The sequence below is a fragment of the Peristeroidobacter agariperforans genome (assembly GCF_004138335.1).
Taxonomy (GTDB): Bacteria; Pseudomonadota; Gammaproteobacteria; order Steroidobacterales; family Steroidobacteraceae; genus Steroidobacter; species Steroidobacter agariperforans.
On record NZ_RYFW01000002.1, the window covers coordinates 1,621,961 to 1,646,612 of the forward strand.

Annotated in this window: 19 protein-coding genes; 11 read left to right on the plus strand and 8 right to left on the minus strand. The window is 62.3% G+C overall.

Annotated features, from left to right (window positions below):
- Nucleotides 1-20: 20 nt before the first annotated feature.
- Nucleotides 21-1,133: a polysaccharide deacetylase family protein gene (locus EK373_RS20785; protein ID WP_129645602.1), complete on the minus strand. Its 1,113-nt coding sequence runs from the start codon at nt 1,131-1,133 to the stop codon at nt 21-23.
- Nucleotides 1,134-1,361: 228 nt separating this feature from the next.
- Here EK373_RS20785 and EK373_RS20790 point away from each other — a divergent pair, with 228 nt between their 5' ends.
- A complete protein-coding gene (locus EK373_RS20790; RefSeq protein WP_129646003.1) occupies nt 1,362-2,111 on the plus strand; it encodes a 2OG-Fe(II) oxygenase in 750 nt (249 codons plus the stop codon).
- Nucleotides 2,112-2,115: 4 nt separating this feature from the next.
- On the opposite strand, the gene EK373_RS20795 is transcribed toward EK373_RS20790, so the two are convergent.
- The 5 genes from EK373_RS20795 to EK373_RS20815 all read right to left on the minus strand — a co-directional run bounded on the left by EK373_RS20795 (nt 2,116) and on the right by EK373_RS20815 (nt 9,436).
- Nucleotides 2,116-2,772 (minus strand): hypothetical protein, encoded by a 657-nt coding sequence (locus EK373_RS20795; protein ID WP_129645603.1) that lies wholly within the window; start codon nt 2,770-2,772, stop codon nt 2,116-2,118.
- A 59-nt stretch (nt 2,773-2,831) separates the two neighbouring features.
- On the minus strand, nt 2,832-4,313 hold the full coding sequence (locus EK373_RS20800) for a tryptophan halogenase family protein (RefSeq protein ID WP_129645604.1): 1,482 nt from the start codon (nt 4,311-4,313) through the stop codon (nt 2,832-2,834).
- Between the two features lie 10 nt (nt 4,314-4,323).
- Nucleotides 4,324-5,346, minus strand: coding sequence for a cupin-like domain-containing protein (locus EK373_RS20805; RefSeq protein WP_129645605.1), 1,023 nt, complete (start codon nt 5,344-5,346; stop codon nt 4,324-4,326).
- Nucleotides 5,343-6,092 (minus strand): SapC family protein, encoded by a 750-nt coding sequence (locus EK373_RS20810; protein WP_129645606.1) that lies wholly within the window; start codon nt 6,090-6,092, stop codon nt 5,343-5,345. Before EK373_RS20810 ends, EK373_RS20805 begins: the two co-directional genes overlap by 4 nt.
- Nucleotides 6,093-6,286: 194 nt before the next feature.
- Nucleotides 6,287-9,436, minus strand: coding sequence for a TonB-dependent receptor (locus EK373_RS20815; RefSeq protein WP_129645607.1), 3,150 nt, complete (start codon nt 9,434-9,436; stop codon nt 6,287-6,289).
- 609 nt (nt 9,437-10,045) lie between these two features.
- Here EK373_RS20815 and EK373_RS20820 point away from each other — a divergent pair.
- On the plus strand, nt 10,046-10,813 hold the full coding sequence (locus EK373_RS20820; RefSeq protein ID WP_129645608.1) for a SapC family protein: 768 nt from the start codon (nt 10,046-10,048) through the stop codon (nt 10,811-10,813).
- Here the strand turns inward: EK373_RS20820 and EK373_RS20825 are convergent, their stop codons facing one another.
- Complete coding sequence (locus tag EK373_RS20825) at nt 10,814-12,301, minus strand: amidohydrolase family protein (RefSeq protein ID WP_129645609.1); 1,488 nt, start codon at nt 12,299-12,301, stop codon at nt 10,814-10,816.
- A gap of 165 nt (nt 12,302-12,466) precedes the next feature.
- Between EK373_RS20825 and EK373_RS20830 the strand changes: the two genes are divergently transcribed.
- Nucleotides 12,467-13,573: a PilT/PilU family type 4a pilus ATPase gene (locus EK373_RS20830; protein WP_407676209.1), complete on the plus strand. Its 1,107-nt coding sequence runs from the start codon at nt 12,467-12,469 to the stop codon at nt 13,571-13,573.
- A 76-nt stretch (nt 13,574-13,649) separates the two neighbouring features.
- Complete coding sequence (locus EK373_RS20835) at nt 13,650-14,144, plus strand: DUF4112 domain-containing protein (RefSeq protein WP_129645611.1); 495 nt, start codon at nt 13,650-13,652, stop codon at nt 14,142-14,144.
- A gap of 3 nt (nt 14,145-14,147) precedes the next feature.
- On the opposite strand, the gene EK373_RS20840 is transcribed toward EK373_RS20835, so the two are convergent.
- Nucleotides 14,148-14,954, minus strand: a complete 807-nt coding sequence (locus tag EK373_RS20840; protein WP_129645612.1) for a DeoR/GlpR family DNA-binding transcription regulator — start codon at nt 14,952-14,954, stop codon at nt 14,148-14,150.
- Nucleotides 14,955-15,119: 165 nt separating this feature from the next.
- On the opposite strand from EK373_RS20840, the gene EK373_RS20845 reads away from it, so the two are divergent.
- The 7 genes from EK373_RS20845 to EK373_RS20875 are packed head-to-tail and all read left to right on the plus strand — an operon-like array spanning nt 15,120 to nt 24,643.
- Complete coding sequence (locus EK373_RS20845; RefSeq protein ID WP_157994464.1) at nt 15,120-17,909, plus strand: TonB-dependent receptor; 2,790 nt, start codon at nt 15,120-15,122, stop codon at nt 17,907-17,909.
- Between the two features lie 12 nt (nt 17,910-17,921).
- Nucleotides 17,922-19,241 carry a glycoside hydrolase family 27 protein gene (locus EK373_RS20850; RefSeq protein WP_129645614.1) on the plus strand — a complete coding sequence of 440 codons (1,320 nt, stop codon included), beginning with the start codon at nt 17,922-17,924 and terminating at the stop codon, nt 19,239-19,241.
- A complete protein-coding gene (locus EK373_RS20855; RefSeq protein ID WP_129645615.1) occupies nt 19,238-20,116 on the plus strand; it encodes an EamA family transporter in 879 nt (292 codons plus the stop codon). Before EK373_RS20850 ends, EK373_RS20855 begins: the two co-directional genes overlap by 4 nt.
- A complete protein-coding gene (locus EK373_RS20860) occupies nt 20,113-21,408 on the plus strand; it encodes a D-tagatose-bisphosphate aldolase, class II, non-catalytic subunit (RefSeq protein WP_129645616.1) in 1,296 nt (431 codons plus the stop codon). The genes EK373_RS20855 and EK373_RS20860 overlap by 4 nt, the downstream gene beginning before the upstream one ends.
- The gene (locus EK373_RS20865) at nt 21,398-22,579 is read left to right on the plus strand and encodes an SIS domain-containing protein (RefSeq protein WP_129645617.1); all 1,182 of its coding nucleotides are present in this window, start codon (nt 21,398-21,400) and stop codon (nt 22,577-22,579) included. The genes EK373_RS20860 and EK373_RS20865 overlap by 11 nt, the downstream gene beginning before the upstream one ends.
- Nucleotides 22,563-23,531 carry an N-acetylglucosamine kinase gene (locus EK373_RS20870; RefSeq protein WP_129645618.1) on the plus strand — a complete coding sequence of 323 codons (969 nt, stop codon included), beginning with the start codon at nt 22,563-22,565 and terminating at the stop codon, nt 23,529-23,531. The genes EK373_RS20865 and EK373_RS20870 overlap by 17 nt, the downstream gene beginning before the upstream one ends.
- Nucleotides 23,522-24,643 carry an amidohydrolase family protein gene (locus EK373_RS20875; RefSeq protein WP_129645619.1) on the plus strand — a complete coding sequence of 374 codons (1,122 nt, stop codon included), beginning with the start codon at nt 23,522-23,524 and terminating at the stop codon, nt 24,641-24,643. The genes EK373_RS20870 and EK373_RS20875 overlap by 10 nt, the downstream gene beginning before the upstream one ends.
- Nucleotides 24,644-24,652: the final 9 nt, after the last annotated feature.

The window sequence follows — 24,652 nt, forward strand, 5'->3', positions numbered from 1 at the left end:
GCTTCGACATTATCGTCAGCTCAATGTGCCAGATGTTGAACCGTCCCAAATCCCGCGACCTTGCGTCGTAGTGCGCCCAGGATGCTGGCGCGTTGTTTTCCAGGCAAAAACTGCAGCCAATCGGACTTCAGCCGGCCGTAGGCCGGGATCGGCAATCGGCAGCGGTGCCGCTCGGCGCGATAGTCCATCGCGACGCCAAAGGCGACCTGATAGCCCGTGCGCCGGGCCTGCTGCATCGAGGGTGTCGAGCCGAGGTGCCAGGGGTAGGCGATGCAATGAGGCGCATAGCCGAGATGACGCTTGAACTCGTCACGGCACAGCTCGAATTCGGAGGCGACCAGGCTTTCGAATGCGTTCGCGTCCATGTATCGCCCGGGAGCGCGTCGCGCACGCTCCTCAACAATGCGATCGAGCTGCATGCGCCAGTCCGGCTGAGCAAAGAAATCGGGCCCACCGTGGCCGTCGACGAATTCGCGACACGCGCGAGTCACGTCGCCATTCTCCAGATAGCGCCGCTGCGCCGACAGCAGTGGCGCGGCTCGATAGACGGGCGTGCCCAATGCCGGCTTGCCCAACTCGTCCTTGGAGTCGATGAAGCGTATGGGCCAGTCATAGATGTCGAAGCGCGCGAGCGCCGACGGATTCGCGAAATCGACCACCTGCGGCGAAGTGGCCACGAGTGCATGGCGATGAGCGTGCGACTGCACGTCCACATGACCTGATTCGACGCAGGCACGCAGCTGCTTCCAGGACATGAACAGATCGTCCGCGGCACACTGCGGACTCTGCATCCAATAGGTCGGTGCGAAGAGCACTGCCCGGGCATCGAACTGGCGTAGCAACGGCAGTGCGACTGACCCGAAGCTCTTGCGGGCGTCATCGAACGTCAGCAGCACGGAGCGCCCGGGCCGAACTCGACCTTCGCGTGCGGCAAGGTACTCCTCCAGTCCCAATGTCCGGTAGCTGTTCCGCCGCAGGAACTCGAGGTCGCGCGCGAACGTGGCCGCTTCGACATCGTGGTAGATGAATACGGGAATTTCCCGGCGCGAGAGCGGCAAGCCGAAAACGAATCCCGGATAGCGCGTTCGCGAGATTCGACCCAAGGTCCGCATCAACCGTCCGAACCCACTCATGGACCCGCCTTAATGTTCGCCGCGACTGTGCGCAGGCCGGTTCGCCAGATTTAAACTTTTGCGCCGCTGCGCCGCCATCGGATTAATCAAGCGGTAACCAACGCGTTCGAGAAAGAGCGGGTTCCTGGCAGGACGGGCGCGTGCTTTGACCCATCGCCGCAAGACTCGGAGTGTGACGATGTCTGCTTAGGCTTAGTCTGAGTGCAGTTGATTCAGCAGGGTTCGATGATGGTCGCTACGGTTGCAAACAATGTCTCCAGGGGCACGGGTCGCGATTTGTCGGATCGGATCGGTGCACTCGATTGGCAGCGTCTCTCCGATGAGTTAGGCGAGCAGGGGCATGCGATTATTCCCAGTCTACTGCAGCCGCAGCAGTGCTCGGCGCTTGCCGATGTGTACGGGTCGGCGGATCTGTTTCGCAGTCGCGTGGTCATGAGTCGCCATGGTTTCGGGCGGGGCGAGTATCAGTATTTCAAGTACCCGCTGCCTGAGCTGGTCGGTTCGCTGCGACGTTTCCTGTATCCGCACTTGGCGCCGATCGCAAATCGCTGGAACGAGTTGCTGCGCATCGACGTGCGATACCCCAGCAGGCACGACGAATTCATCGTTCGATGTCATGAGGCGGGGCAGTCGCGACCCACGCCGTTGCTGCTTCAGTACCAGGCGGATGACTACAACTGTCTCCATCAAGACTTGTATGGAGAGCACGTGTTTCCACTGCAGGTGGCCGTGTTGTTGTCGCAACCGGGACGGGATTTCACCGGCGGCGAGTTCGTGCTCACCGAGCAGCGGCCACGCATGCAGTCGCGGGCGGAGGTGGTGCCGCTAGAGCAGGGCGATGCGGTGGTGTTCGCGGTTCATCATCGACCGGTGCAGGGAACGCGCGGCATCTATCGAGTGAACATGCGGCACGGCGTGAGTCGCCTGCGATCAGGTCACAGGCACACGCTCGGCGTCATCTTTCACGATGCCACTTAGTTCACTACGCAGCCGCTGCCGGACGATGGGTGTCTTTCAGCGCAGCCTTGGCGGTCGCGGGTTCGATGGTCTCGCCAGCTTCGCGAGCGATGGCGCATAAAAGTCGCACGGCGTCGCCCGGCTTCTTGTCCGTGCCGGCGGCGAGCTTCAGTTTGTGATGTTCGAACGTGGCGCGAAGTCCTTCGGCCGCGATTCGCAGGGCGTCGTCGCCGCCGCCTTGCTTCATTTCGATCGCGGTGGCGTCAGCGGCTGCGCTCGCGCGGGTCAGCCAATCGAGCGCTTGCGTGCTCGGCGGCCGGGCTAGCACGGGCGAACCGTAGAGCTTCGTGCCGAAGGCATCGAAGGCTTTACGTTCGATCGCCGTCGCCTTGCCATTGTTCGCTTGCTCCAGCCACTCGGCGAGCGCGCTGGCGTGTTTGTGGAACGTGCGCAGCGACTGCCGCAATTCCGCCTGGGCATCGCCGACCCGCAGGGCCTGTTCGCGCCGAAAGCGCTTGGCCAGGCCGGCGACGTGCTCGACGAAGTCGTCGGCGTCCTTGATCTCCCGGGCGACCGACTCCAGGCGCTTGCCGATCTTGACGACCTTGGCGGGAGCGGCTGCCGGCTTGGCAGCGAGCGGAGCAGGGTGGCGCTTGGCGGCGGACTTGGACTTGGCGGGCATGGGGCGGCGTTCGGCTTTCGTAGAAAGCCGCTATTTTGCACCAAGCCTGCCGGATGTTGTTAAGCCGTCGTCCGGCAGTAGCTGTTGATGAAGTCCTGATGCTTCGGCAGCTTGGCGACGGCCTGGGCGACGCCGGCCCGGAGGCTGCTCAATACCCGCGCCAGCTCCTGTTCCTGCATGCCGCGCGGTAAAGGGTGATAGTGCTTGGGCACGATGCCCTGACCCAGCAGCACCTGGATCCAGGAGTCCACGCGAAATAGCTCGCCGGCGTCCTGATAGGCGTGCGCGCCCTCCTTGAACATCTCGACGCGATGGGCGAGCGCTTCGGGGATCTCCATGTTCCTGCAATAGCGCCAGAACGCCGAGTCGTCCCGGTCGGTGGTCTTGTAGTGCAGGATGATGAAGTCGCGGATCTTCTCGAGCTCGACGCGCGACTCCTCGTTGAATTGATCGACCAGCGGCTGGCTGACGCCGTCGAAAGGAAACATCTGCATCAAGCGCGTCGCCGCCGTAATGATGACGTGGATGCTGGTGGACTCGAGCGGCTCGACGAAGCCGCTGGACAGTCCGATCGCGACGACATTCTTGTTCCAGGTCTTGCGGCGGCGGCCCGGCTGGAACTTCAGAGTGAACGGCGGTCGCACCGGTGCGCCGCTGACTGCCTGCATCAGCTTTTGTTTGGCGTCATCATCGGAGATATAGCGGCTGCAATACACGAAGCCGTTGCCCATGCGGTGCTGCAACGGAATCATCCAGCGCCAGCCAGCTTCGTGCGCGAACGCGCAGGTATATGGATTCGGCGGACCGGTGATCTCCGTCTGCACCGCTGCCGCACTGTCGCACGGCAGCCAGTGCGACCAATCCTCGAAGCCCGTGTGCAATGTTTGTTCGATCAGCAGGGCGCGGAAGCCGGTGCAGTCGATGAACAGATCGCCCGGGACGACGCGATCCGAGGCCAGCGTGAGCGATTCGACGAAGCCGGTCGTCGCGTGCTGCTGGACAGATTTGATCTTGCCCTCGACGCGCTTGACGCCGCGGTTCTCGGCGAAGCGCCGCAGGAACCTCGCGTAAGCGGTTGCATCGATGTGATATGCGTAGTTGATGTCGGATTGCGGCGAGGTGCCGAAACGGCCTTGCTTGGCCGCGAGCCACTCGACGCAATACTCGCCGAGCTCCGAGTTCATGCCGGAGCGCAGGCCGTGCAGCCAGAAGTGGTGAAACTCGGCGAGCCAGGTGGGCTTGCCGTGCCGGCCGAACGGATGGATGTAACGATCGCCAATCTGACCCCAGTTCTCGAACCAGATGCCGAGCTTGAAGGTCGCCGACACGCTGCGCATGAATTCCTGCTCGTCGATGCCGAGCAGCTGATGAAAGACGCGGATCGGCGGCACCGTCGATTCGCCGACGCCGATGGTGCCGATGTCGTCGGATTCGACCAGGGTGATGTCGAGGATCTGACCGAGCTGGTGCGACAGCGCAGCGGCAGTGACCCAGCCGGCGGTGCCGCCGCCAGCGATGACCACTCGTTTGATTGGCGTCATGGTCGCTCCATCAGCGATTCAAATTGTTGAGCAGCATCGCCCGAATGCGACGCGCGCTGCTGTCATCCATCGGCCCGAGCGCGCCACGGGCCTGCTCGGGCAAGTGCTCGCCAGCTTGCTCGGCCGGGCCGAAGACGTAGTAGTCGAAAATACTCTTCCATGCGCGCTTCTCGCGCTCCGGCCGATCGCGCAACGCCCAGATGGCGTGATAGAGCGCATTCATCGGCGACGGCATGAACTTCGGCGACGTGCTCCACCAATAGTTGATCAGCGTATTGAACGGGCTCAGCGCTTCGACGTGATGCCACCACAGGCTCGGAATGAACACCGCATCGCCGGGCTCGACTTCCACGGACTGCCCGGCTTCCAATGCTTCACGGAAGCGCGGGAAGCGCTCGAAGTCGGGGTTCGAGAAATCCACCAGGCTGACGGCCTGGCCGCCGGGCGTCGGCTCGAGCGGGCCGGGATACAAGTTGAAGATCTGCTCGGGAGGAAACATCGTGAAGCGCCGGCGCCCGACGGCGCAGCACGCGAGATTGTTGGGCGCATCGTAGTGGCAGGATGCGATCGTGCGGTTGCCGATCCAGATGCTCGCCAGCGGCTCGTAGCCTTGCGCGGCGAACGGTACATCGTTGTCGCGCCGGAAGCCGGGGAGGCAGGCGTCGATGGTCGTCGAGGCGATGTAGTTGGTCGGCGGGCGCTCGTCCTCGAGATGTTTCTCGATGTCCATCAGCACGTGATCGAGCGGCGCACGCTGGCTGAGGAAATTCAGTTGAGTGTAGTCGTCGTTGTAGAACAACCGGCCCTTGATCTGCGGATCGCCGCGTGAGGCGCCGACCGTCTTGCCGTTGTAGAAGGAGCGCAGATAACTCATCGCCTCGTGATGCGAGCGCAGGCCGGCTTGTACCAGCGGCCACTGCGCGACGAGGCCTTTCAGCACGACCGGCTCGTCGCCGGCCAACAGTTCTTGCAAGGGAATCGTATCGGCCGTGTAGCCGTGCAGCTCGCGAGTGCGCTTCAGTTCGCCGGTCATGATGCCGCGGCCACCCCCGCCTGCTGCCGGCGCCGATGTTTCATGTCGATGAGCTTCTTCATGTTGTTGAGCGAGGCGATCACCAGGAATGCGCCCTGCAGGAAGCCGGCGCTGTTCAATTGAAACAAGGCGTCGCCGCTCAAGCCACGCAGCTTTTCTTCGCTGATCGTGTACAGCCCACGCAGGTTGAACTGCTCTTCGGCATTGAACTTGATCTCGACATTCACCGGTTCGATCAGCTGGTGCGCCGAGAAGGCTTCGAACATGGCCTTGCTGACGGCGAGCCCTTGATGGATGCCGTGCAGAACGGCCGTGATGCGCTCGAGATAGCGCGTGTTGCCGCCTTGAGGCAGGAACACCGGCTCGCCCTCGGTGGTGCTGATGCGGGGACTGTCCAGATCGACGTGGATCACGGGCTCCCTGCGCATCTCGCCGTCCACCTCCTGATTCTGGAAGCCGATCAGAAACGGCCCGCGAGCGATGATCCCGGGAATATAGGCGGCGTTCCAACCGTGCTGGTCGAGGAAAAGATTTTCGTCCTGCTGAAAGCCGAGCAGGGCGATCGATTGAAACTCGCCGCTCTGCGGATCCTTGCGAAAGAATATCGGGTACTCCCGCTGCACATCCCCGTATTCGGTGGGGAAGGTGAGTACCGTTCCGAGATTGTCGCCGAATTCGGCGCCGTGGCGAGCGATCACCCGCAAATCCTTGTGGGCGACGTTATTGAGCATCACATGCCTGGCCAAGACTTCCCCCAGATCAACTTCAGGTCGCCCGGGCATTATGCTGCGCCATCCTGCTCCGCATAAGCCCTGGGTGCACATCCTTGTCCACCCGCTCGACGGAGCGAAGCTCCGCTTCGCTGTAAGACACCGTCGAGCCCTGCCACGACCGAAGGGGCGGGCCGGATACCCTCGAGTACCCGGCCGCCTGATCGACTTTAGAACTTATACCGCGCGCCCAGTGCGTAGCGCGCTCCCTGATCTTCCACGTACCAGGGCTGGTTGATGGAACGGCCGTGCCAGCGGATGTCCTCCTCGGTGAGGTTCAGGCCTTCCAGCGACAGCGAGAGGTTCTCGTTGACCTCGTAGCCGACGCTCAAGTCGACCTGGTAGTACTCCTCGACGTACTCCGGATTGTGGTCGTTGCCACGGTTGGTGTTTTGCAGGAATTCGTCGCGCCAGTTGTAGGCCAGACGCACCTGGAAGCCGTAGTTCTCGTACATCAGGATCAGGTTGGCCGAGTCGCTCAGGCCGAGCAGGGCAAACTGATTGAGGCTCTGAGCGCCGGCATCGTTGAAGCTCACGTCACCCTTGACGATGGTGTAGTTCGCCTGGATGCCGAAGCCGCTCTGACCGAAGAAGTGCTGACCGCCCAGCTCCCAGCCGTGGATCTTGGCGTCCTTGTTGTTGGTCGGACGGGTCACATCGAACTGGTATTCCGGATCGTCGGCATTCGGCAGCAGATCGTACTGGGTGGCCCACGCCAGATGCTGCGCTTCGGTGCCGTTGAAGGCTGCGGCGCCGCCATCCCAACGGACACCGTTCTTGTCGGTGAATCCGTCCGGGTGCTCCATCATGGCCATCATCACGAACAGATTGGTGTCGTCCGTGCTGAGGCTGCGAGCCTGCAGCGCTGCAACCGCCGCCTGCGCGCGCGGGCCCGAAGTTTGATCGGTGATGCCGAACAGGCCTTCCGTGACTACTTCGTTGCCGATGAAGTTCGCCACCTTCTTGTGGAAGAAGCCCGCGGACAGGTAGCTCGCGTCGCCGAAGTACCACTCCATCGACAGATCGATGTTGTCGGATTCCAGCGGCTCCAGTTGCGGGTTCGCCGCGTTCGCCGTCGGATTGAATCCGTTGAGCGAGGAACCTTGCGAGCCGCCTACGTCCACGGCTGCACGCAGCTGGTTGTATTGCGCGCGAGCAATGGTCTTGCTGTAAGAGAAGCGCGCCTTGACGTTGTCGATGACTTCGATGTCGAAGTCCAGATTCGGCAGGAGATAATCGTAGTCGTTCTCCTCCTTAACCTGCGACATGGTCGAGCCTTGCAACTCGGAGAAGTCGTTGTTGTCTTGCCAGATCAGGCCGAGCGGCACGATCTGATTGGAGACCGCTTCCAGGTCGGTCTTCTCATACCGCACGCCCACCAACAGGTTGGCATTGCGCGAGAACAGATCGAAGTTCATGCCGTACTGAACGTACGCGGAGACCGTGTCCTCGGAAACAGTGTGGTTCTGATCGAACGCGGGGTTGTAGCCCAGCACGCCAGTGGTATTGGTCGGATCGCGCCACACGCCATAGGTGTCGACGGCCCACTGCGCGAGTGCGTTTGCATTGCCTTTCCAGCCGGAGCGCGGCACGCCCGCAGTCGAGAAGTCATTGAACTCGCCGACCAGGCTGAACGGCTGCAACAGGTTGGCAGGCAATTCGCCCGGACTTGCAACGCCCCAGTCGCCCAAGGTCATTTGCGCGCCGGAAGCACGTTGACGCGATTCCATCGCACGCGTTTCGACACCGAACTGCACGCGGCTGTCGTTCTCGAACTTCAGGTTGCCATCGATACGCGCTTGCGTGATGTCGCTGGTCTGTTCCTGATAGTTGATACGCAGGTACTGACTGCCCAGGTCGTTGATCGTGAATGCATAGTTCGGGTCGCCGCCGCTGCCCGGAATGCCCGTGGTCGGATCTCTGAACAGCGTGCGCATCGCGAGCGGCAGGCCGTCGTTGAAGCGGAACGTTTGCTGGAAGCGGTTGGTGCAGAGACTCGTGTTGACGGTATCGCAAGTGCTCGGCACGCGTGCGGCAAAGCTGAACAGCGTTTCGCCGCCACCGGTGACCGGATCGTTCGGCAAGCTCTCCGCCTTCGAGTCGTGCACGTCCAACGCCAGCGAGAAGTTGTCGGTCACGTGCCACTCGGCGTTGAAGCCGATCGAGTTAAGCTCGTTCTTCTGCTGCCGGTGCTGTTGCTCGAAGCCGAAGTCCTTGGCCGTGCCTTCGTCTTCCTGCAGGACCATCGGCGTTGCGACCGCGTGGCCGGTGTCGAATTCGACGTAGCTGTAGCGGTTCGCGTTCATCCACAACGTCTGGTCGCCGCGATCTTCCGTCAGATCGGTCTCCGCGTACGTGTAGTCGGCGGTGAGGGTGAGGGTATCGGTCGGCGCGAACTGCACGGTCAACTGTGCATTCGTGCGCTCACGCTCGCGATCGGAGAAGTGATAGCGGATATCGTTCGGAATGGCATACAGCGCGCCGACGGCCGGTGCATTGACGACGACGGCGTCCGGCGAGAACTTCGTCGTCTGGTTGCCCGGCGTCCAGTTGCGGATGTTCCAGTCGTTGACGGTGGAGCTGGAGGAGCCGCTGTCGCGCTTCTGATAGCTCGCGGACAGGCCGACGCCCCAGGTCTTGTCGTCATTGGCAAAGCTGAAGATGCCGGACACTTCCGGGGTGATGTCGTCGCCGACGCGATTGGTGGTGTCGGTCACTGCCTTGACGCCCACGTTCATCACCGGCTCGTCGCTGTCGAACGGCCGTGCGGTACGGACGTTCAGGGTGGCGCCGATACCGCCGGTGGCCTGGTCGGCGCGGCCGGTCTTGTAGACCTCGATCGCGCTGATGCTTTCGCTGGCGAGGTTCGCGAAGTTGAAAGCGCGCGACTGGCCGGCGACGCCGCCGTCACCCGAGTTGCCGCCGGCGAACGCGTCGGCCGCAGGCATGGTGCGGCCATTCAACGTCACCATGTTGTATTGAGCGCCGAAGCCGCGTGCCGTCACCAATGCGCCTTCGCCGTTGCGACGGTCGATGGAGATGCCGGTGATACGCTGCAGCGATTCGGAAAGGTTGCTGTCCGGAAACTTGCCGATGTCTTCGGCGCTGATGGCATCGACGACGCCGATCGCGTCGCGCTTCATGTCCATCGAGGTTTCCAGGCTGGCTCTCATGCCAGTCACGACCACTTCTTCCAGCTCGGTCTGGCCGGGCGTAGAGGCGCTTGCTGCGGCGGCCTCCTGGGCGCTCGCGCCGTGCAAAGGCGCAACCGAAGCCAGCGCCGCGGCGATGGCTATCGCGAGCCTGTTATTTCTCATCATCTCGAGTCCCCCTGATTAACGAACGTCGAACCCAGTCACTATTGAAAGTGGCTCAAACAAGTGTGGGCGAGGGAGCGGATACCGCTACCATCGCCACTGTCTCGCCGTGCGCCCATGGCTCTTGCTTCACTGGCTGCGTTGAAGAAAAAGTGTGGCGCGACGGGTGGTTAGATGCTGGCTGCACGAGTCAGCCAACATCAAAATAGGATCACGGCTGCAGGCCGGGGCATAGGAGGCGGAGCGACCAGAGGCACTTTGTGGCTCTGACATCGCTGTCAATCGGCGGCGCTCGATTTGTCGTTCCACCCTGTACGACACGTGTATCCCCTGGTGATACCGCTATCATTATTGCCCCATAAGATGAGCCAGTCCGCGCCGGTTTGCAACACCTATTGCTACATCGTTGGCGAGCGATGGTCATGGCGGCTCCGAATCATGTCCGACAATAAGCCGCTCGAGGATCGCAAGTCTCGGCTTTTGTTGCGGTCCATGACGTGCGGCACAGTTCGTGATCGTGGCGGAAAGACGACGCCGCCGTCGTCAATTTAGCGTTGCCGCGCGCTGGCCGGGGGTTCAGAATGCGCCGCCTTTTATGGATACGGAACGCTCATGACTGACGCCGCTGCCGCGCCCGCCGCGCCTTTGCCGATGTTCTACAAGAACCCTGTGCCGTTGGAGCCCGCGCGCCACGCACAAGCCGGGCTGAAGCCGGAGGTCGAATTCAGTTTTGCCGCCAATACCAACGCCGTTCCCTTGACGGCATCCGAGATGCCGCACGCGGCGCGCACCTATCCGATCGTGTTTTCGGTGAATGCCCCGATCGTGCCGTTCGCGGTCGTGGGGCTGCGCGACGGTGAAAATCTGTTCGTCAACGCTCAGGGCGCATGGCGGGACGACAGCTACATCCCGGCGTACGTGCGCCGCTATCCCTTCATTTTCTCGGAAGTTCCCGAGTCGCAGCGCCTGGTGTTGTGCATCGACGAAAGCGCGGCCAATTTCGAGACCAACTCGGCCCAGCCGCTGTTCACGGACGGCAAGCCGTCCGAAGCCCTGCAGCGCGCTCTTCAATTCAACGAGACTTTCCAGCAGCATTACATGGACACGCGCCGCTTCGGCGAGTGGCTGGATAAGAACAACATGCTCGAGGACCGCATGGCGCGCGCCGATCTCGGCGGCGGTCAGACGTTCACGCTGCGTGGCTTCAAGCTGCTGAACCCGGATCGTCTGCGCACTCTGGAAGACGCTCAGGTGCTCGAGCTGCACAAGAGAGGTTGGCTGCCGCTGCTGCATTTCCACCTGCAGTCGTTGCAGAACTGGGGTCTGCTCGGTCATCTGACGCGCACGCGCGCCGCTGCCGCTGCCAACGAGCCGTCGTAATCATCGATTTGCCGCGAGCTCTGCGCGGTCGATGACACGGCCGCGCAGGATGACCGTCACGATTTCATCGTAAGCGTCGACGGTCTCCGCCGGATTCTTTCTCAACAGCAGCAGGTTGGCGATCCGGCCGGCCTGCACGCTGCCCACCTCGCGTTCCAATCCCAACGCCGCCGCATTCGACAGCGTCGCAGCTTTGAAAATCTGTGCGGGCGTGAGCCCGGCCTCGACCTGCCGCTGCATTTCGATCCAGCCATTGAGTCCTGGCGGGTTTGCGTAAGTCGGCGAGCTCGGCGTATCAGTGCCAAACAGGAAGCGGGCGTTGCGTGCGGCCAGATAGCCCGTCGCGTTCCGATTCCGTGCGAGATAAGAAGCGTAGAAGGCGCGAGCTTTATTCAATGCGGCTTCGGGATCTTTTTCGCCAGAGAACTGCGCCGCCGCGATGTGATCTCGGTACGCTTGGCCCTCCGTGGTGCGATACCAGTCGATCAGGCTCTTGGGCAGCACGCGCGACAGCCTGGAGTCTGCGAGATAGCCCGGATCGAAAACATCGAGCTCGCCGTACAGCACCTGTATGGTCGGTTGCCAGCCGATGTTGGCTTTGACGATGCGGTCCAGGACCGGGTTGGGATCCGCACCGTCGTCTGCGTGCCAAAGGCCGTGAGCGATTACGTCGACGCCGGCGTTGACCGCCGCTTCCTGCGCCACCAGTGAATTCGCGTGCATGAACACCGGCAAGCCTGCAGCGTGCGCGGCGCTGATCAGCTCCTGCAAGGTGTCGGGGCGCGGCGTGGGCAGAAGATTCTTCTGCAAACCGAAGCCGGGCTCGAAGAAGGTTTTCACACACGATGCGCCGTCGGCTTTGATCCGTGCGACTACTGCAGTGGGCGTATGTTTGGCGGGATCGAATCCCGATGGCGCGGCGGCCTCGTCGCCACGCTGGATGATCATGTACGGTTGATGCTCATAACGTTGTGGCTTTGGCGTCCAGGTCATGGGATAGCCGTCTTGGACTGGAGTCGAGCCGCAGAAGTAGGTATCCGGTCGCAGCTCGTGCTTCTGCCAGTGGCGCATCTCCTCTGGGGTGGAGAGCAGATCGAGCAGGCCAGTGAAACCAAAATAGAGAAAGCTGCGCGGAATTTGTTTCTCGGCGGTTGCCGCAATCTGCGGATGTGCCTGCACGTGTTCGGGAAACATGCCTGGCACTCCGGTCAGGTGCACATGACTGTCGATCAACCCGGGTGACAGATACAAACCAGCGCCATCGATGACCGTGGTGGTCGATGCTGCTTTGGCGGCCTTGCCATCGGTGATCGAGACGATGCGCTCGTGCTTGATGTGAACGGTGGCATTGCGTCGAGGCGCGGATTGCTCCGGCGAGACGATGGTGACGTTATCGATGCGTAGCTCGGCGCCCTGCGCAACGGTACTGCTCAGCACGCAAAGAGCCGTCGTTACGGCCAAGATCCGGCCGGCGCTGCCAATAGTCATTCGTCCTTCTCCCGTGTGAGGCACAGGGCTTGCGACGAGCGTCGCAGGCAAAAGGTTGCGCCTTGGCTAGCATCCTGGACTTTGCGACAGCTTCGACGCGGGTGGGCAATGGGCACGCTGACGGAAGAACAGGCCAAGTCGTATATCGTCAAGCTCTTGACGGCCATGAGCCAGGCGGGCGGTTCGGATCTTTTCGTCTCGAAAGATTTTCCGCCGTCGATGAAGCTGCAGGGCGCGATGAAGCCCATGACCAACCAGAAGCTCACCGGCGAGGTGACGCGTGCGCTGGCGAATTCGCTCATGAACGAGCGGCAGCGCGAAGAGTTCACCCGGGACCTGGAGTGCAATTTCGCGATCTCCGTGCCGGGGGTCTCGCGTTTCCGAGTGAACGTATTCGTGCAGCAGCAGAACGTCGGCATGGTGATTCGAACCATCGCCAACGACATTCCGGATCTGGCCAAGCTCGGGCTGCCCGAAACGCTCAAGGACATCATCATGACCAAGCGGGGTCTGGTGCTGGTCGTGGGCGCGACCGGCTCGGGTAAATCGACCTCGCTGGCGGCGATGATCGATCATCGCAATCGCACTTCGCCCGGGCACATCGTAACCGTGGAAGATCCGGTGGAGTTCGTGCATCAATCGAAGCAGTCGCTGATCACTCATCGCGAAGTGGGCATCGACACCCACTCGTGGCACAACGCGCTGAAGAACACGCTGCGACAAGCGCCGGACGTGATCCTGATCGGCGAGATCCGCGACACCGAAACGATGGAGCACGCCATCACGTTCGCCGAAACCGGCCACCTGTGTCTGGGCACGCTGCACTCGAACAGCGCCAATCAGACCCTGGATCGCATCATCAATTTCTTTTCCGAGGATCGTCGCAAGCAGCTGCTGATGGATCTTTCCAGCAATCTGCGCGCCATCATTTCGCAGCGACTGGTGCGGACCGCGGACGGCAAGGGCCGGCGCGCTGCCGTCGAGATCCTGCTGAATACACCGATCATTGCGGACAAGCTGCTCAAGGGCGAGTTCCACGAGATCAAGGCCATCATGAGCAAGTCGCAGGAACTGGGCATGCGCACCTTCGATGCATCCCTGTTCGAGCTGTACAACGAGGGCGTGATTTCGTTCGACGAGGCGATCCGCAACGCGGATTCGGCGAACGAGCTGCGCCTGAACATCAAGCTCAACGGCCGCCCGCAGACCGCCGAAACGTTATCTCTGGCCCCGAGCGAGCCCGACAAGAAGGACGACGCCGCGGCCGCTTAATTGCTTCATGTCGCCGGTGTAAGCTCGGCATCGGCGTGGACCGGAACCAGCATATCCGGTGCGCGTTCCAACAGACATGAAGACAGTCACCGGTACATTGATCACGGCCCGAGAGGTCGACAGCGCCGAGCGCACCAAGCGGCTGCGTACGCTGGCCTGGTTGATGGACAACTCGATCCCGCTGCCGGGCGGCTTCCGGATCGGCCTCGACGCCATCATCGGCCTGGTGCCCGGCATCGGCGATGCCGTTGGCGCGGTGATCTCGGCGTACATCATCAATGAAGCCCGCCAGATGGGCGCGCCGCGCAGCGTTCTGTACCGGATGATGAGCAATGTAATGATCGAGACCGTCGTGGGCGCGATCCCGTTCGCCGGCGACGTGTTCGATGCCGCCTACAAGGCCAACATGCGGAATCTGGCGTTGCTCGCCCGATATCAGCTGGACCCCGTCGGCAGCCGGCGGGGCAGTCGCTGGTTCGTCGCGGGCTTCTTTCTCTTGCTGACCTTGATGGTGCTGCTGCTGATCGCGATTCCGGTGCTGGTCATCTATGGCATCGTGCAGCTGTTCTGAATCTCACACCAGCTGAACGTCGACGCCTTGGGCGCGGATCGCTTCGACGCAGGCCGCATCTGCGCCGCTGTCCGTGATCAAGACGTCCATCTGATCCACCGGTGCGATCACCGAAAGATTCCGCCGCAGCAGCTTCGATGAGTCCGTGACCGCGACGACGCGTTGCGAGATGCGGATCATCTGCGCATTCAACTGAGCCTCCAGCACGTACGGCGTCATCAGTCCGATCTGCGGATCCAGGCTGTCGACGCCGAGAAACAGTACATCGGCGTGCAGCGTGCTCAGCGCCTGCTCGGCCTGCGGGCCGGATAAAGAAAACGATTTCTGACGCAGCACGCCGCCCGGAATGATCACATTGACGTGCGAAGAGTTCGCGAGCAGCACCGCGATGTTCAGCGCGTTCGTGATCACGTTGATGGAGCCGAGCTTCAACGTTCGAATCTGTTTCGCGATCTCGGCCGTGGTCGTGCCGGAGTCGAGGATGACGGTTTCGCCATCGCGAATCATTTCGGCCGCTGCCGCGGCGATGCGCACCTTCTCGGCTCGGTGCAATGTTTGTTTGACGTTGATCGGCAGCTCATCGCTGTCGCCGCGCGGCAGGGCCCCGCCATGCGTGCGAACCACGACCCCCATGTGCTCGAGCGCCGTCAAATCCGTGCGGATGGTGACGGCGGAGACGCCAAAGCTCTCGGCGAGCTCGGCGACCGTGCCTTGAGTGTTGGTCTCGATGAGCGAGCGAATGTGGCGCCGACGCTCTTCCATCGACAGGGCGCCGTGGCCGGCGCGGGCGCTTTTCTTGGGCTTGGCCATGGTTGCGTTCGGTAGGTGAGTAGCTTTCGTTTGTGTCACGAGCGAAAGAATAGCTCCTTAATTCTTGCGGTCAAGCTGAAAACGAAAGTAAACGAAAGTTTCTTGTGCTTTCGATTTTCGTCGCATAGGATGACAGCGCCTGGCCAAAGAACATGCGGTGAACCCATGTCACACATATATAAAGCCGTCTCCCTCGCCCTGATCGGCGTCACGCTCGGCGCGGCAGCGCTGGGCGAAGAAACGTCCTCCTCGGATCCGCTCGAAGAAATCGTCGTATCCGGCACGCGTGCCGCGCTTGCCGAGTCCCTCGATAAGAAGCGCGAGGCGCCGATCGTGCAGGACTCGATCGTCGCCGAAGACCTCGGACGATTTCCGGACGACAACGTCGCCGACTCGCTGTCTCATATCACTGGCATCACCTTGCAACGTACCCGGGGCGGTGAAGGGCAGTACGTCAATGTGCGGGGCCTGGGCCCCGAATTCAGCATCGTCACGTTGAACAATCGCATCCTCGCGACCGATGGCGACGGCCGCGAATTCGCGTTCGATGTGTTGCCCTCCGAAATCATCGCCGGGGCGGACGTGTTCAAGTCCGCCAACGCCGTCAATCTCGAGGGCAGCATCGGCGGGGCGATCAATCTCACTTCGGCGCGGCCGCTCGATCGGCCTGGGCTGCGTACGTCGTTATCAGTCGAAGGCGATTACAACGACCTGTCCGAGAACACGGGCTACAAAGTCAGCGGCGTGCTCAGCGATACCTTTGCCGAGGATCGTATGGGCGTGCTGCTCACCGCGGTGTATCAAGATACCGAGGTCCGCTCGGACGCCGTGCACGAATTCTTCATCACGCCGGATTCGCCGGGCGAGTTCGACGCCAACGGCGATGGCGAAATCTCCGATGCCGAGAGCGAGCTGCTCGGATTGTGCTGTACCAGCTTCGGCACGCGCATCCAGGAGAAGAAGCGCACCGGTCTCACGGGCATCTGGCAGTGGCAAGTCAACGATGCCTTTCAAATGACCGTGGACGGCATGTTTACGCGCCTGGATGCGCCGACCGTCGGCTATCACCAGTCGTACTATGTCGAAGACTCCATCCTCGATGAGGACACCGGCCTGCACCGCTGGAGCAATGTGAGTATTCGCGACCACTGGGTCACGGGCATGGATATCGATCAGCTGGTGCCGGAGGTTTCCACGATCACCGAAGATCGGGTCGTCGACACCACGCAGTTCGGCTGGAATGCGGCCTGGCAGGCGACCGACCAGCTCAAGCTCACATTCGATGCCTATCGCTCCAAGGCCGAGCGCGACTCCGGCGGCAAGGACACCTGGATGGTGTCAGGCATCGGCGGTCATCACACCGGGCGTGTCGACATGCGCAGCGGCGGCGTGCCGAACATCGCAGTGACGCTCGAAGACGGCCGCGACCTTGCGACGGCACTGCAGAGTGGGGCGCTGGGCGATGCCGATTACGGACTGCATTTCATCGGCCTGTCCGGCACCGATGTGACGGACGAAGTCACCGGCCTGTCCATCGGCGGCGAGCTGAAGCTCGAGTTCGGTACGCTCGAAACCGTGCAGTTCGGTGTGTCCAGCACCGATCGCAACAAGGTCCGCAACACCCTCGAGAACGACACCAACGGCGGCTCGTGCCAGTACTGCAACATGTACGACACGACCTTCGAAAGTCTCGGGGCGCACGTGGTCCGGCCGGTCTCGCTACCGAACTTCATGCGCAATGCCGGCGGCAGCTATCCGCGGCGTTTCGTATCGATCCGGGCGAGCGAATATCTGAATGCGTTGCGCGCGCTCGATGGCCAACCCATCTTAGATGAGAACGGCGATCCCACGGGCAATGTCTTCGACTCTTCCTTGACGGCGCCCGAGTTCAATCCGGTGCAGTCCTACGATGTGGACGAAGAGACCACGGCGCTGTATTTGAATGCGAACTTCCGCGGCAACGCGTGGTTCGCGAGCGCCGGCGTGCGTTGGATCTCCACCGATACGACGGCCAAGACGGCGGTCGACAGCATCGAGTTCGTCGACGATCCGACGCCCGGGATTCCCACCTCCAGCCCCGATGTCACATACAGCCCGGCCGAGCCGCTGACTCAGAAGGGCAGCTACGACAAATTCCTGCCCGCGCTCAACGTCGGTTATTGGCTGCGTGAGGACCTGTTGCTGCGCTTTGCAACGGCCAAGGTGATGGCGCGGCCGTCGCTCAATCAGCTCGCGCCCACGCGTATCGATAACACCCTCGATCGCAGCTACCTCGTGGTCTACGACGGCAACGCGGACCTGCAGCCGGTCGAAGCGGATCAAGCGGACCTGTCGGCGGAATGGTACTTCGCCGACAAGTCGGTGCTGAGCGGCGCCGTGTTCTGGAAGAACATCACGAACTTCATTACGACCGAGTTGCAGGAGAACGTCGATATCGGCGTCGTCGGCGACATCGGCGGGGCGGGTGAGGCGCCGGTGCTGTACGACGTGACTCGTCCCATCAACGGCGACAAAGCCAAGGTGCTGGGCGCGGAGCTCGGGCTCCAGCACTTCTTCGACAATGGCTTCGGCGTGCGCGCCAATTACACATACACCGATACAAAAGCTTATGTCGGCGGCGTGCACGTCGGCCCGCTCGAGAATGTTTCCGAGTCGGCGTATTCGGTCGCGCTGATGTTCGAGAACGATCGCTGGGACGTGCAGCTCGCCGCCGACTACAGCGGTGAGTACACCGAAGTGAGCGATTCGATCGCCGACCGCTCGCAACAGGTCGAGCCCATCACCTGGGTAACCGCTTCGGTCGCTTACAAGATCACCGAAGGGCTGATGGTTTCGCTGGAAGGGCGCAACCTGCTCGACGAGTACTACGTCGCGTATCTCGGTCGCAACGACATGCTGGCCGGTTTCGAGACCTGGGGACGTTCGTACCTGTTGGGCGCCAGCGCGAAGTTCTGACGAGGGCTGTTTGTGATCAATCGAAAACAACAATCGGCGCGTTTCGCCTGGATGCTCGCGATCCTGTCGCTGGCGGTTGCCAGTGCGTCGCCAGCGTCGCAGCCGGCGCCTCGCAGCAACGGCCTGGCGCAAACACCGCCGGTGGGCTGGAGCAGCTGGAACAACTTTGGCGACGACATCAACGAGCAGATCGTCATCGAGACCATCGATGCCATGATCGCGAACGGAATGCGTGACGCCGGTTACGTGTTCGTCAACCTGGATGACGGTTGGCAGCGCTACAAAGGCGCGCGTCGGGATCATCCGCTCGAGGTCGATCCGAAGAAATTCCCACGCGGCATCAGCTATCTCGCCGACTATGCCCATCAGCGGGGCATGAAGCTCGGCATCTACTCCGGGCCCGGACAGACGACCTGCGCGGGCTATACCGGCAGCGAAGGGCACGAAGCCGAAGACGCCAGGATGTTCGCCAGTTGGGGCGTCGATCATCTCAAATACGACAGCTGCTGCTCGCACCGTGAAGCGCCCAAGGAAGAGCTGCAAAAGATCTTCCGGACCATGTCGAACGCGCTGATGGCGCAGAAGCGCGGCATCGTGCTGCACGCCTGCCATTGCGGCTGGGGCGACATCTGGGAATGGGCGGCCGGGCTCGGCGTCAATCACTGGCGCATCGGGCAAGACATCTCCGATGACTTCAACTATCCGGGCAATCGCGAGCAATATTACTTCGACGTGCTCGATCAGCTGGATCGCGGCGTTGGCCTGGAGAAGTACGCCGGCCCGGGCCACTGGAACGATTACGACATGCTCATCGTCGGTCTCGATGGTAAGAGCAAGCAACTGGTCGGCACTGGCGCCTCGAACACCGAATACCGAACTCACTTCAGCCTGTGGGCCATGGTGTCTTCGCCCATGCTCGTGGGTGCGGATGTGCGCAAGCTCGATCCGTACTCGTTGCAGACGCTAACGAACAAAGAAATCGTTGCTCTCAATCAGGATCCGGCCGGCAACGTCGCTCACAAGGTGCGCGACGACGGCGATCTGGAAGTGTTCGCCAAGGAGCTGGCCGATGGCAGTCACGCCGTATTGCTGCTCAATCGAGGCGCCGCGACGGCGACGATGACCTTCAGCCCGCGCGCGGATCTGCAAGCACCGATGGATCGCTACAGCATCCGCGATCTGTGGAAACATCGCGATCTCGGCACGTACGACATTCCTTTCACGACCGAAGTGCAGAGTCATGAAGCGCGCGTGTTCCGCATTCGTCAGCTGGCGACCAGTGCGAACGGCCGTTCCGTGAGCGACGCTGCCGAGCAAGAGTCGGCTCGATGAAGCCTTGGCTGCTCTATGCGTTGACCACGCTGCTCCTGTGGGGAGTGTGGGGCGCGTTCGCCGGGCTGCCGAGCGCCAACGGTTTGCCGGAGACGCTGAATTACGTCGTGTGGTCGCTGACGATGATTCCGCCGGCGCTGCTGGTGTTGAGCCGCAGCGGCCAACCGTTACAGCGTGATCGCCGCTCCGTCACGTTGGGATTGGCCATCGGACTGCTCGGCGCGGGTGGGCAGCTGCTGTTGTTTCATGCGGTCCGGATCGGTCCGCCCTATCTCATTTTTCCAATCATCTCGTTGTCGCCGGCACTCACGATCGCGCTCTCATTTGCGCTCCTGCGCGAGCGCACGGGCCTGCTTGGGCTGGTGGGCATCGTGCTCGCACTGCTGTCGCTGCCGTTGTTCGACTATCGCGCCGAGGGCGAACCCGCCGGTTATGGCAGTTGGTTCGCGATGGCGCTTGCGGTGCTCGCCGCCTGGGGCGTGCAGGCGTATGTGATCAAGCTGGCGAACGCGAGCATGGATGCGGCGAGCATCTTCTTCTACATGATGCTCAGTGGTTTGCTGCTGACTCCCGTGGCGCTGGCGATGACGGATTTCTCGCAGCCTATCAATTATTCCCTGGATGGCCCGGGCCTCGCCGCTGCGATTCAGTTGTTGAACGCCGTGGGTGCGCTCACGCTCGTGTTCGCTTTCCGTTACGGCAAGGCAATCATTGTGTCTCCGTTGGTGAATGCCGGCGCGCCGTTGTTGACCGCGCTACTGTCACTCTTGCTGGCGGGGGCGATGCCGACCTCATACAAGATCGCAGGAATCGTGCTGGCACTTACGGCGGCGTTGCTGTTGGCGGTGCAGCCCGAGGAGCCGGCGCAGCGATGAATACGTTGCTCGACATCGTGGCGCGGCACAAGCGAGGCGAGCAGGCCGGTGTTTATTCCTTGTGCTCGGCGCATCCTCGGGTTATTGAAAGCGCGATGCGAGAGGCGAGCGCCAGCAATGCGCCACTGCTCGTCGAGGCTACGTCGAATCAAGTGAATCAGTTCGGCGGGTACACGGGGATGACGCCAGTCGACTTCCGCCGCTTCGTGCTCGACATCGCGCAGCAAGTCGGCTTGCGCGAGCAGATGTTGTGGCTGGGCGGGGATCATCTCGGCCCGAACGCCTGGCGCCATGAGCCTGCGGACGTGGCATTGGCGAAGTCCGCCGAAATGATTCGGCAATATGTCGGGGCCGGCTTCCGCAAGATTCATCTCGATTGTTCCATGGCGTGTGGCGGCGATCCGGAGCCATTGCCGGAATCCATCATCGCCCGACGCGCGGCGCGGCTTTGTGCCGTCGCCGAAAACACCTGGCGCGAGGTGGGCGGTGAGCCACCGGTCTATGTCATTGGCACCGAAGTGCCGGTGCCGGGGGGCGCAACGGAATCTCTCGGGGAGTTGGCGGTTACCAGCCCCGACGCCGCGCGCGCGACCATCCAGGCCCATCAGGCGGCGTTCGCCGATATCGGTCTCGATACGGCGTGGTCGCGGGTCATCGCATTGGTGGTCCAACCCGGCGTCGAGTTCGATCATCACAAGGTGATCGACTACCGACCCAACAAAGCACAGGCCTTGAGCGCCTTCATCGCCGACGATCGCCAGTTCATTTTCGAAGCGCATTCGACCGACTATCAAACGGCGCCGAATCTCCAGGCGCTGGTGCGCGATCACTTCGCCATCCTCAAGGTCGGTCCGGGCGCGACGTACGCGCTTCGCGAAACCTTGTGGGGCCTGGCGGCCATCGCGCACGAGTTGCCCGGGGGCGCGGATCAGGAAGATCTGCGCGCGACAGCAATCGAGGTCATGCGCAGCGATCCGAAGTATTGGCGCAGCTACTACCACGACTCCGAGCGCGAGACGCTCGATCTGCAGTTCAGTCTCAGCGACCGCATTCGTTACTACTGGCCGCATCCCCGAGTGAAACAGGCCTACGAATCTCTGCTGGCTCGGCTGCGGGGCGTGTCTTTGCCGCTCACGTTGCTGAGTCAATTCTTACCCCATCAATACGAGGCAGTGCGCGCCGGCCGAGTGCAGGCCGAGGTCGACGCGCTACTCAACGAAGGCATCGCGCTGGCGCTGCGTCCATACATGCGCGCCTGCGGTGTCTCAGGAGTAATGGTCAATGGCGACTGATTTTCCCGGCGTGGGGCAGGCAGAGCTGCAAGCCCGCGGCGCCGAATGGACTGCTCGCGAGATTGCGCAGCAGCCTTATGTTTGGCCGCAGGTCGAGCGGCTCGTGTCTGGACAGCGTGCCGAGCTGGATCGATTTCTGCAGCCGCTGCTGACCAAGTCTTCGTTGCGCGTGGTGATGAGCGGCGCGGGCACGTCGTCGTTCATCGGCGAGTGTCTGGTGCCGATGTTGTCCGTCCGGTTGCAACGTCGCGTCGAGTCGATTGCGACCACCGACCTCGTCAGCGGTCCGCATCTGCGCCTGCAGGGCGATGTGCCGACGCTGCTCGTGTCTTTTGCGCGTTCTGGCAACAGCCCGGAGAGTGTCGCTGCCGTCGATCTTGCCGAGCGCGCCGTGACCGACGTGCACCACCTGATCATCACCTGCAATGCTGAAGGCGAGCTGGCGAAACGCGTGCACCGGCTGCGCAGTGCCCACTTGATCGTACTGCCGGAGGCCACCAACGATCGAAGCTTTGCAATGACGTCGAGCTTTACGTCGATGCTGCTGACGGCCGCATTGGCTTTCGGCGTCGTGCGCTCGGAAGCCGTCTCGTCTGTAGCGAACGCGGCGGCCAAGGTGTTACAACGGGCGTCGCCGGTGGCGCTGCGCCTGGTCGCTCGCGAGTTTCAGCGGGTCGTGTATCTTGGCAGCAATGAGCTGCGAGGGTTGGCGTCGGAGGCGGCGCTCAAGCTGCTGGAGCTGACCGATGGCAAGGTCGTTGCGTTGGCCGATTCGACGCTCGGTTTCCGCCATGGTCCGAAGACGGTGATCGACGGCAAAACGCTGGTCGTCGTCATGGTCTCGAACGACGCGTACACGCGCGCTTACGATCTGGATCTGCTCGCCGAATTGCGGCGGGACAAGCGCGCCGGCGCTATCCTTGCGCTCAGTGCCCGGAACGATGACTTGCCCGAGGGAGATAACGTGGTCTACGACGACCTGCGCGAGCACGCCGATTTCGAGATGGCGTTCGCGCACATTCTGGTGGCTCAGAGCTTCGCGCTGCTGCAATCGCTGGCGCTCGGCCTGACGCCGGATCGTCCCAATGCGGCGGGCGTCGTGAATCGGGTGGTTCAGGGAGTGATCATTCATCCTTGGTCGGAGCAACGAGAGCATGTTTCTCGGCGTTGATGGCGGCGGCACCAAGACGGCGTATGCGCTGATCGACGCGAGCGGTCGCCTTCGCGCCCGGCATATCGGTCCGAGCGTCAGCCATCTGGCCGAAGGCTTCGCGCGCGCCACGGAGTTGCTGATCGGGGGGATCGCGGCAACCTTGGAGAAGGCGGCCAGCGCGCCTGCCAACCTCACATTTGCGTTCGTTGGCTTGCCCGCCTATGGGGAAGACAGCGCGACAACTTCAACGATGGACGCGATGCCTGCGGCGCTGCTCGACGCGAACCGCTATCGCTGTGGCAACGACACAGTCTGCAGCTGGGCGGGATCTTTGGCCTGCGAGGATGGCGTCAGCGTCATCGCGGGCACGGGCTCCATCGCTTACGGCGAGTACGGCGCGCGCAATGCGCGTGCGGGCGGGTGGGGCGAGTTGATCGGCGATGAGGGCTCGGCCTACTGGATTGCTCGGGAAGGTTTGAACCTGTTCTCTCGCATGAGTGACGGACGGGCCCCGCGAGGCCCGCTCTACGAGCTCGTGCGTGCGCGCTTTGGATTGACCATCGACTTGGACCTGTGTTCTCGCATCTATGGCGAGTCGGGCAGCGTGCGCAGGGTGTTCGCTCAGTTTGCAACGCTGGTGCATGAAGCCGCGCAGGCGGGAGATGGTCAGGCATTGGCGATCTTCGATCGCGGCACGAAGGAGCTGGTCGAGTGCGTGATCGCCGTGCGTCGCGCGCTTGCGGTGCCGGAAGAAGCAGTCATCCCGGTCTCGCACAGTGGCGGCGTGTTCAACGGGACGACCTTCTTGCGCGACGCCTTCCGCTCGGCACTGGACGGGGCAGGCCAGGGCTTCCAATACCGCACCCCGGTCTACGCACCGGATATCGGCGCTGCGCTGTATGCTGCCCAGCTCGCCTCGCGGCCGCTCGATGAATCAGCGAAACAAACATTGAGGCAGCAGTGCGCGTAGCCACCGGCTGCGGGTGGCTGGCGATTTTGCTCGCGGCGTCGGCCCCACGTGCAGAGCAGCCGCCCTATCAGGCCAGCGACTTCACCAATGTCGAGAAAATCGATGCGCACGTCCATTTGCACGGAACGCTGCCCACGTTCATGTCGTTCGCCGCGACGAGTAACGTCCGCCTGCTGACCATCAACGTCAACTACAGCGATTTCCCGCCGCTCGCTGAACAGCACCGCGATGCTTTGGCGCTGCGAGCCGCTCATCCTGATCGCGTGGCGTTTGCGACGACCTTCGACGCGCGCGGCAGCGAGCAGCCGGGGTGGGGGCAGGGCGTAAAGCGCCAGCTGACGGATGCGCTCGATGCCGGAGCAGTCGCTGTGAAAGTATGGAAGGACATCGGCATGCAGCAGCGTGACGCCAACGGTCGCGCGGTGATGATCGACGACCCGCGCTTCACTCCGATCTTCCGCATGCTCGAGGAGCGGGGCGCCGTGGTGCTCGGTCACCTGGGGGAGCCACGCAATGCCTGGTTGCCGTTATCGGAAATGACGATCAATGGCGATCGCCAGTACTTCAAGGAACATCCTCAGTACCACATGGCCGTGCACGCGGAGTGGCCCACCTATGAGCAACAGATCGCCGCGCGCGATCGACTGCTCGAGCGTCATCCGAAGCTGCGCTTCGTTGGCGTCCACCTGGCCTCGCTCGAATGGAGCGTTGATCGAGTCACGGAGTTCTTGAATCGTTATCCCAACGCCTCGGTGGATCTCGCGGCTCGCCTGTCACATCTGCAACTGCAAGCGAGCGTGGATCGCGACAAGGTGCGACGCTTCTTCCTGCAGTTTCAAGATCGCATCCTGTACGCCACCGACATCGCATGCCAGGGTCCGCAGGAAGACAGCGCCTGCGTAGCTCAGGCGGACGAGGCGTGGCATGACGACTGGCGCTTTCTCACGGGCGCAGACACGCTGCGCTCGACGGAGTTTGCGGCGTCTTTCCGTGGCCTGGCCTTACCGCGCGACGTGATCGACAAGATCTACAGCGGCAACGCCCGTCGCCTGTTTCCAACGGCGTGGTCATCGCCGAATGGCAGCACGCCGCCAAGCGGCCGCGCCCGGTAGGGCTCGTGG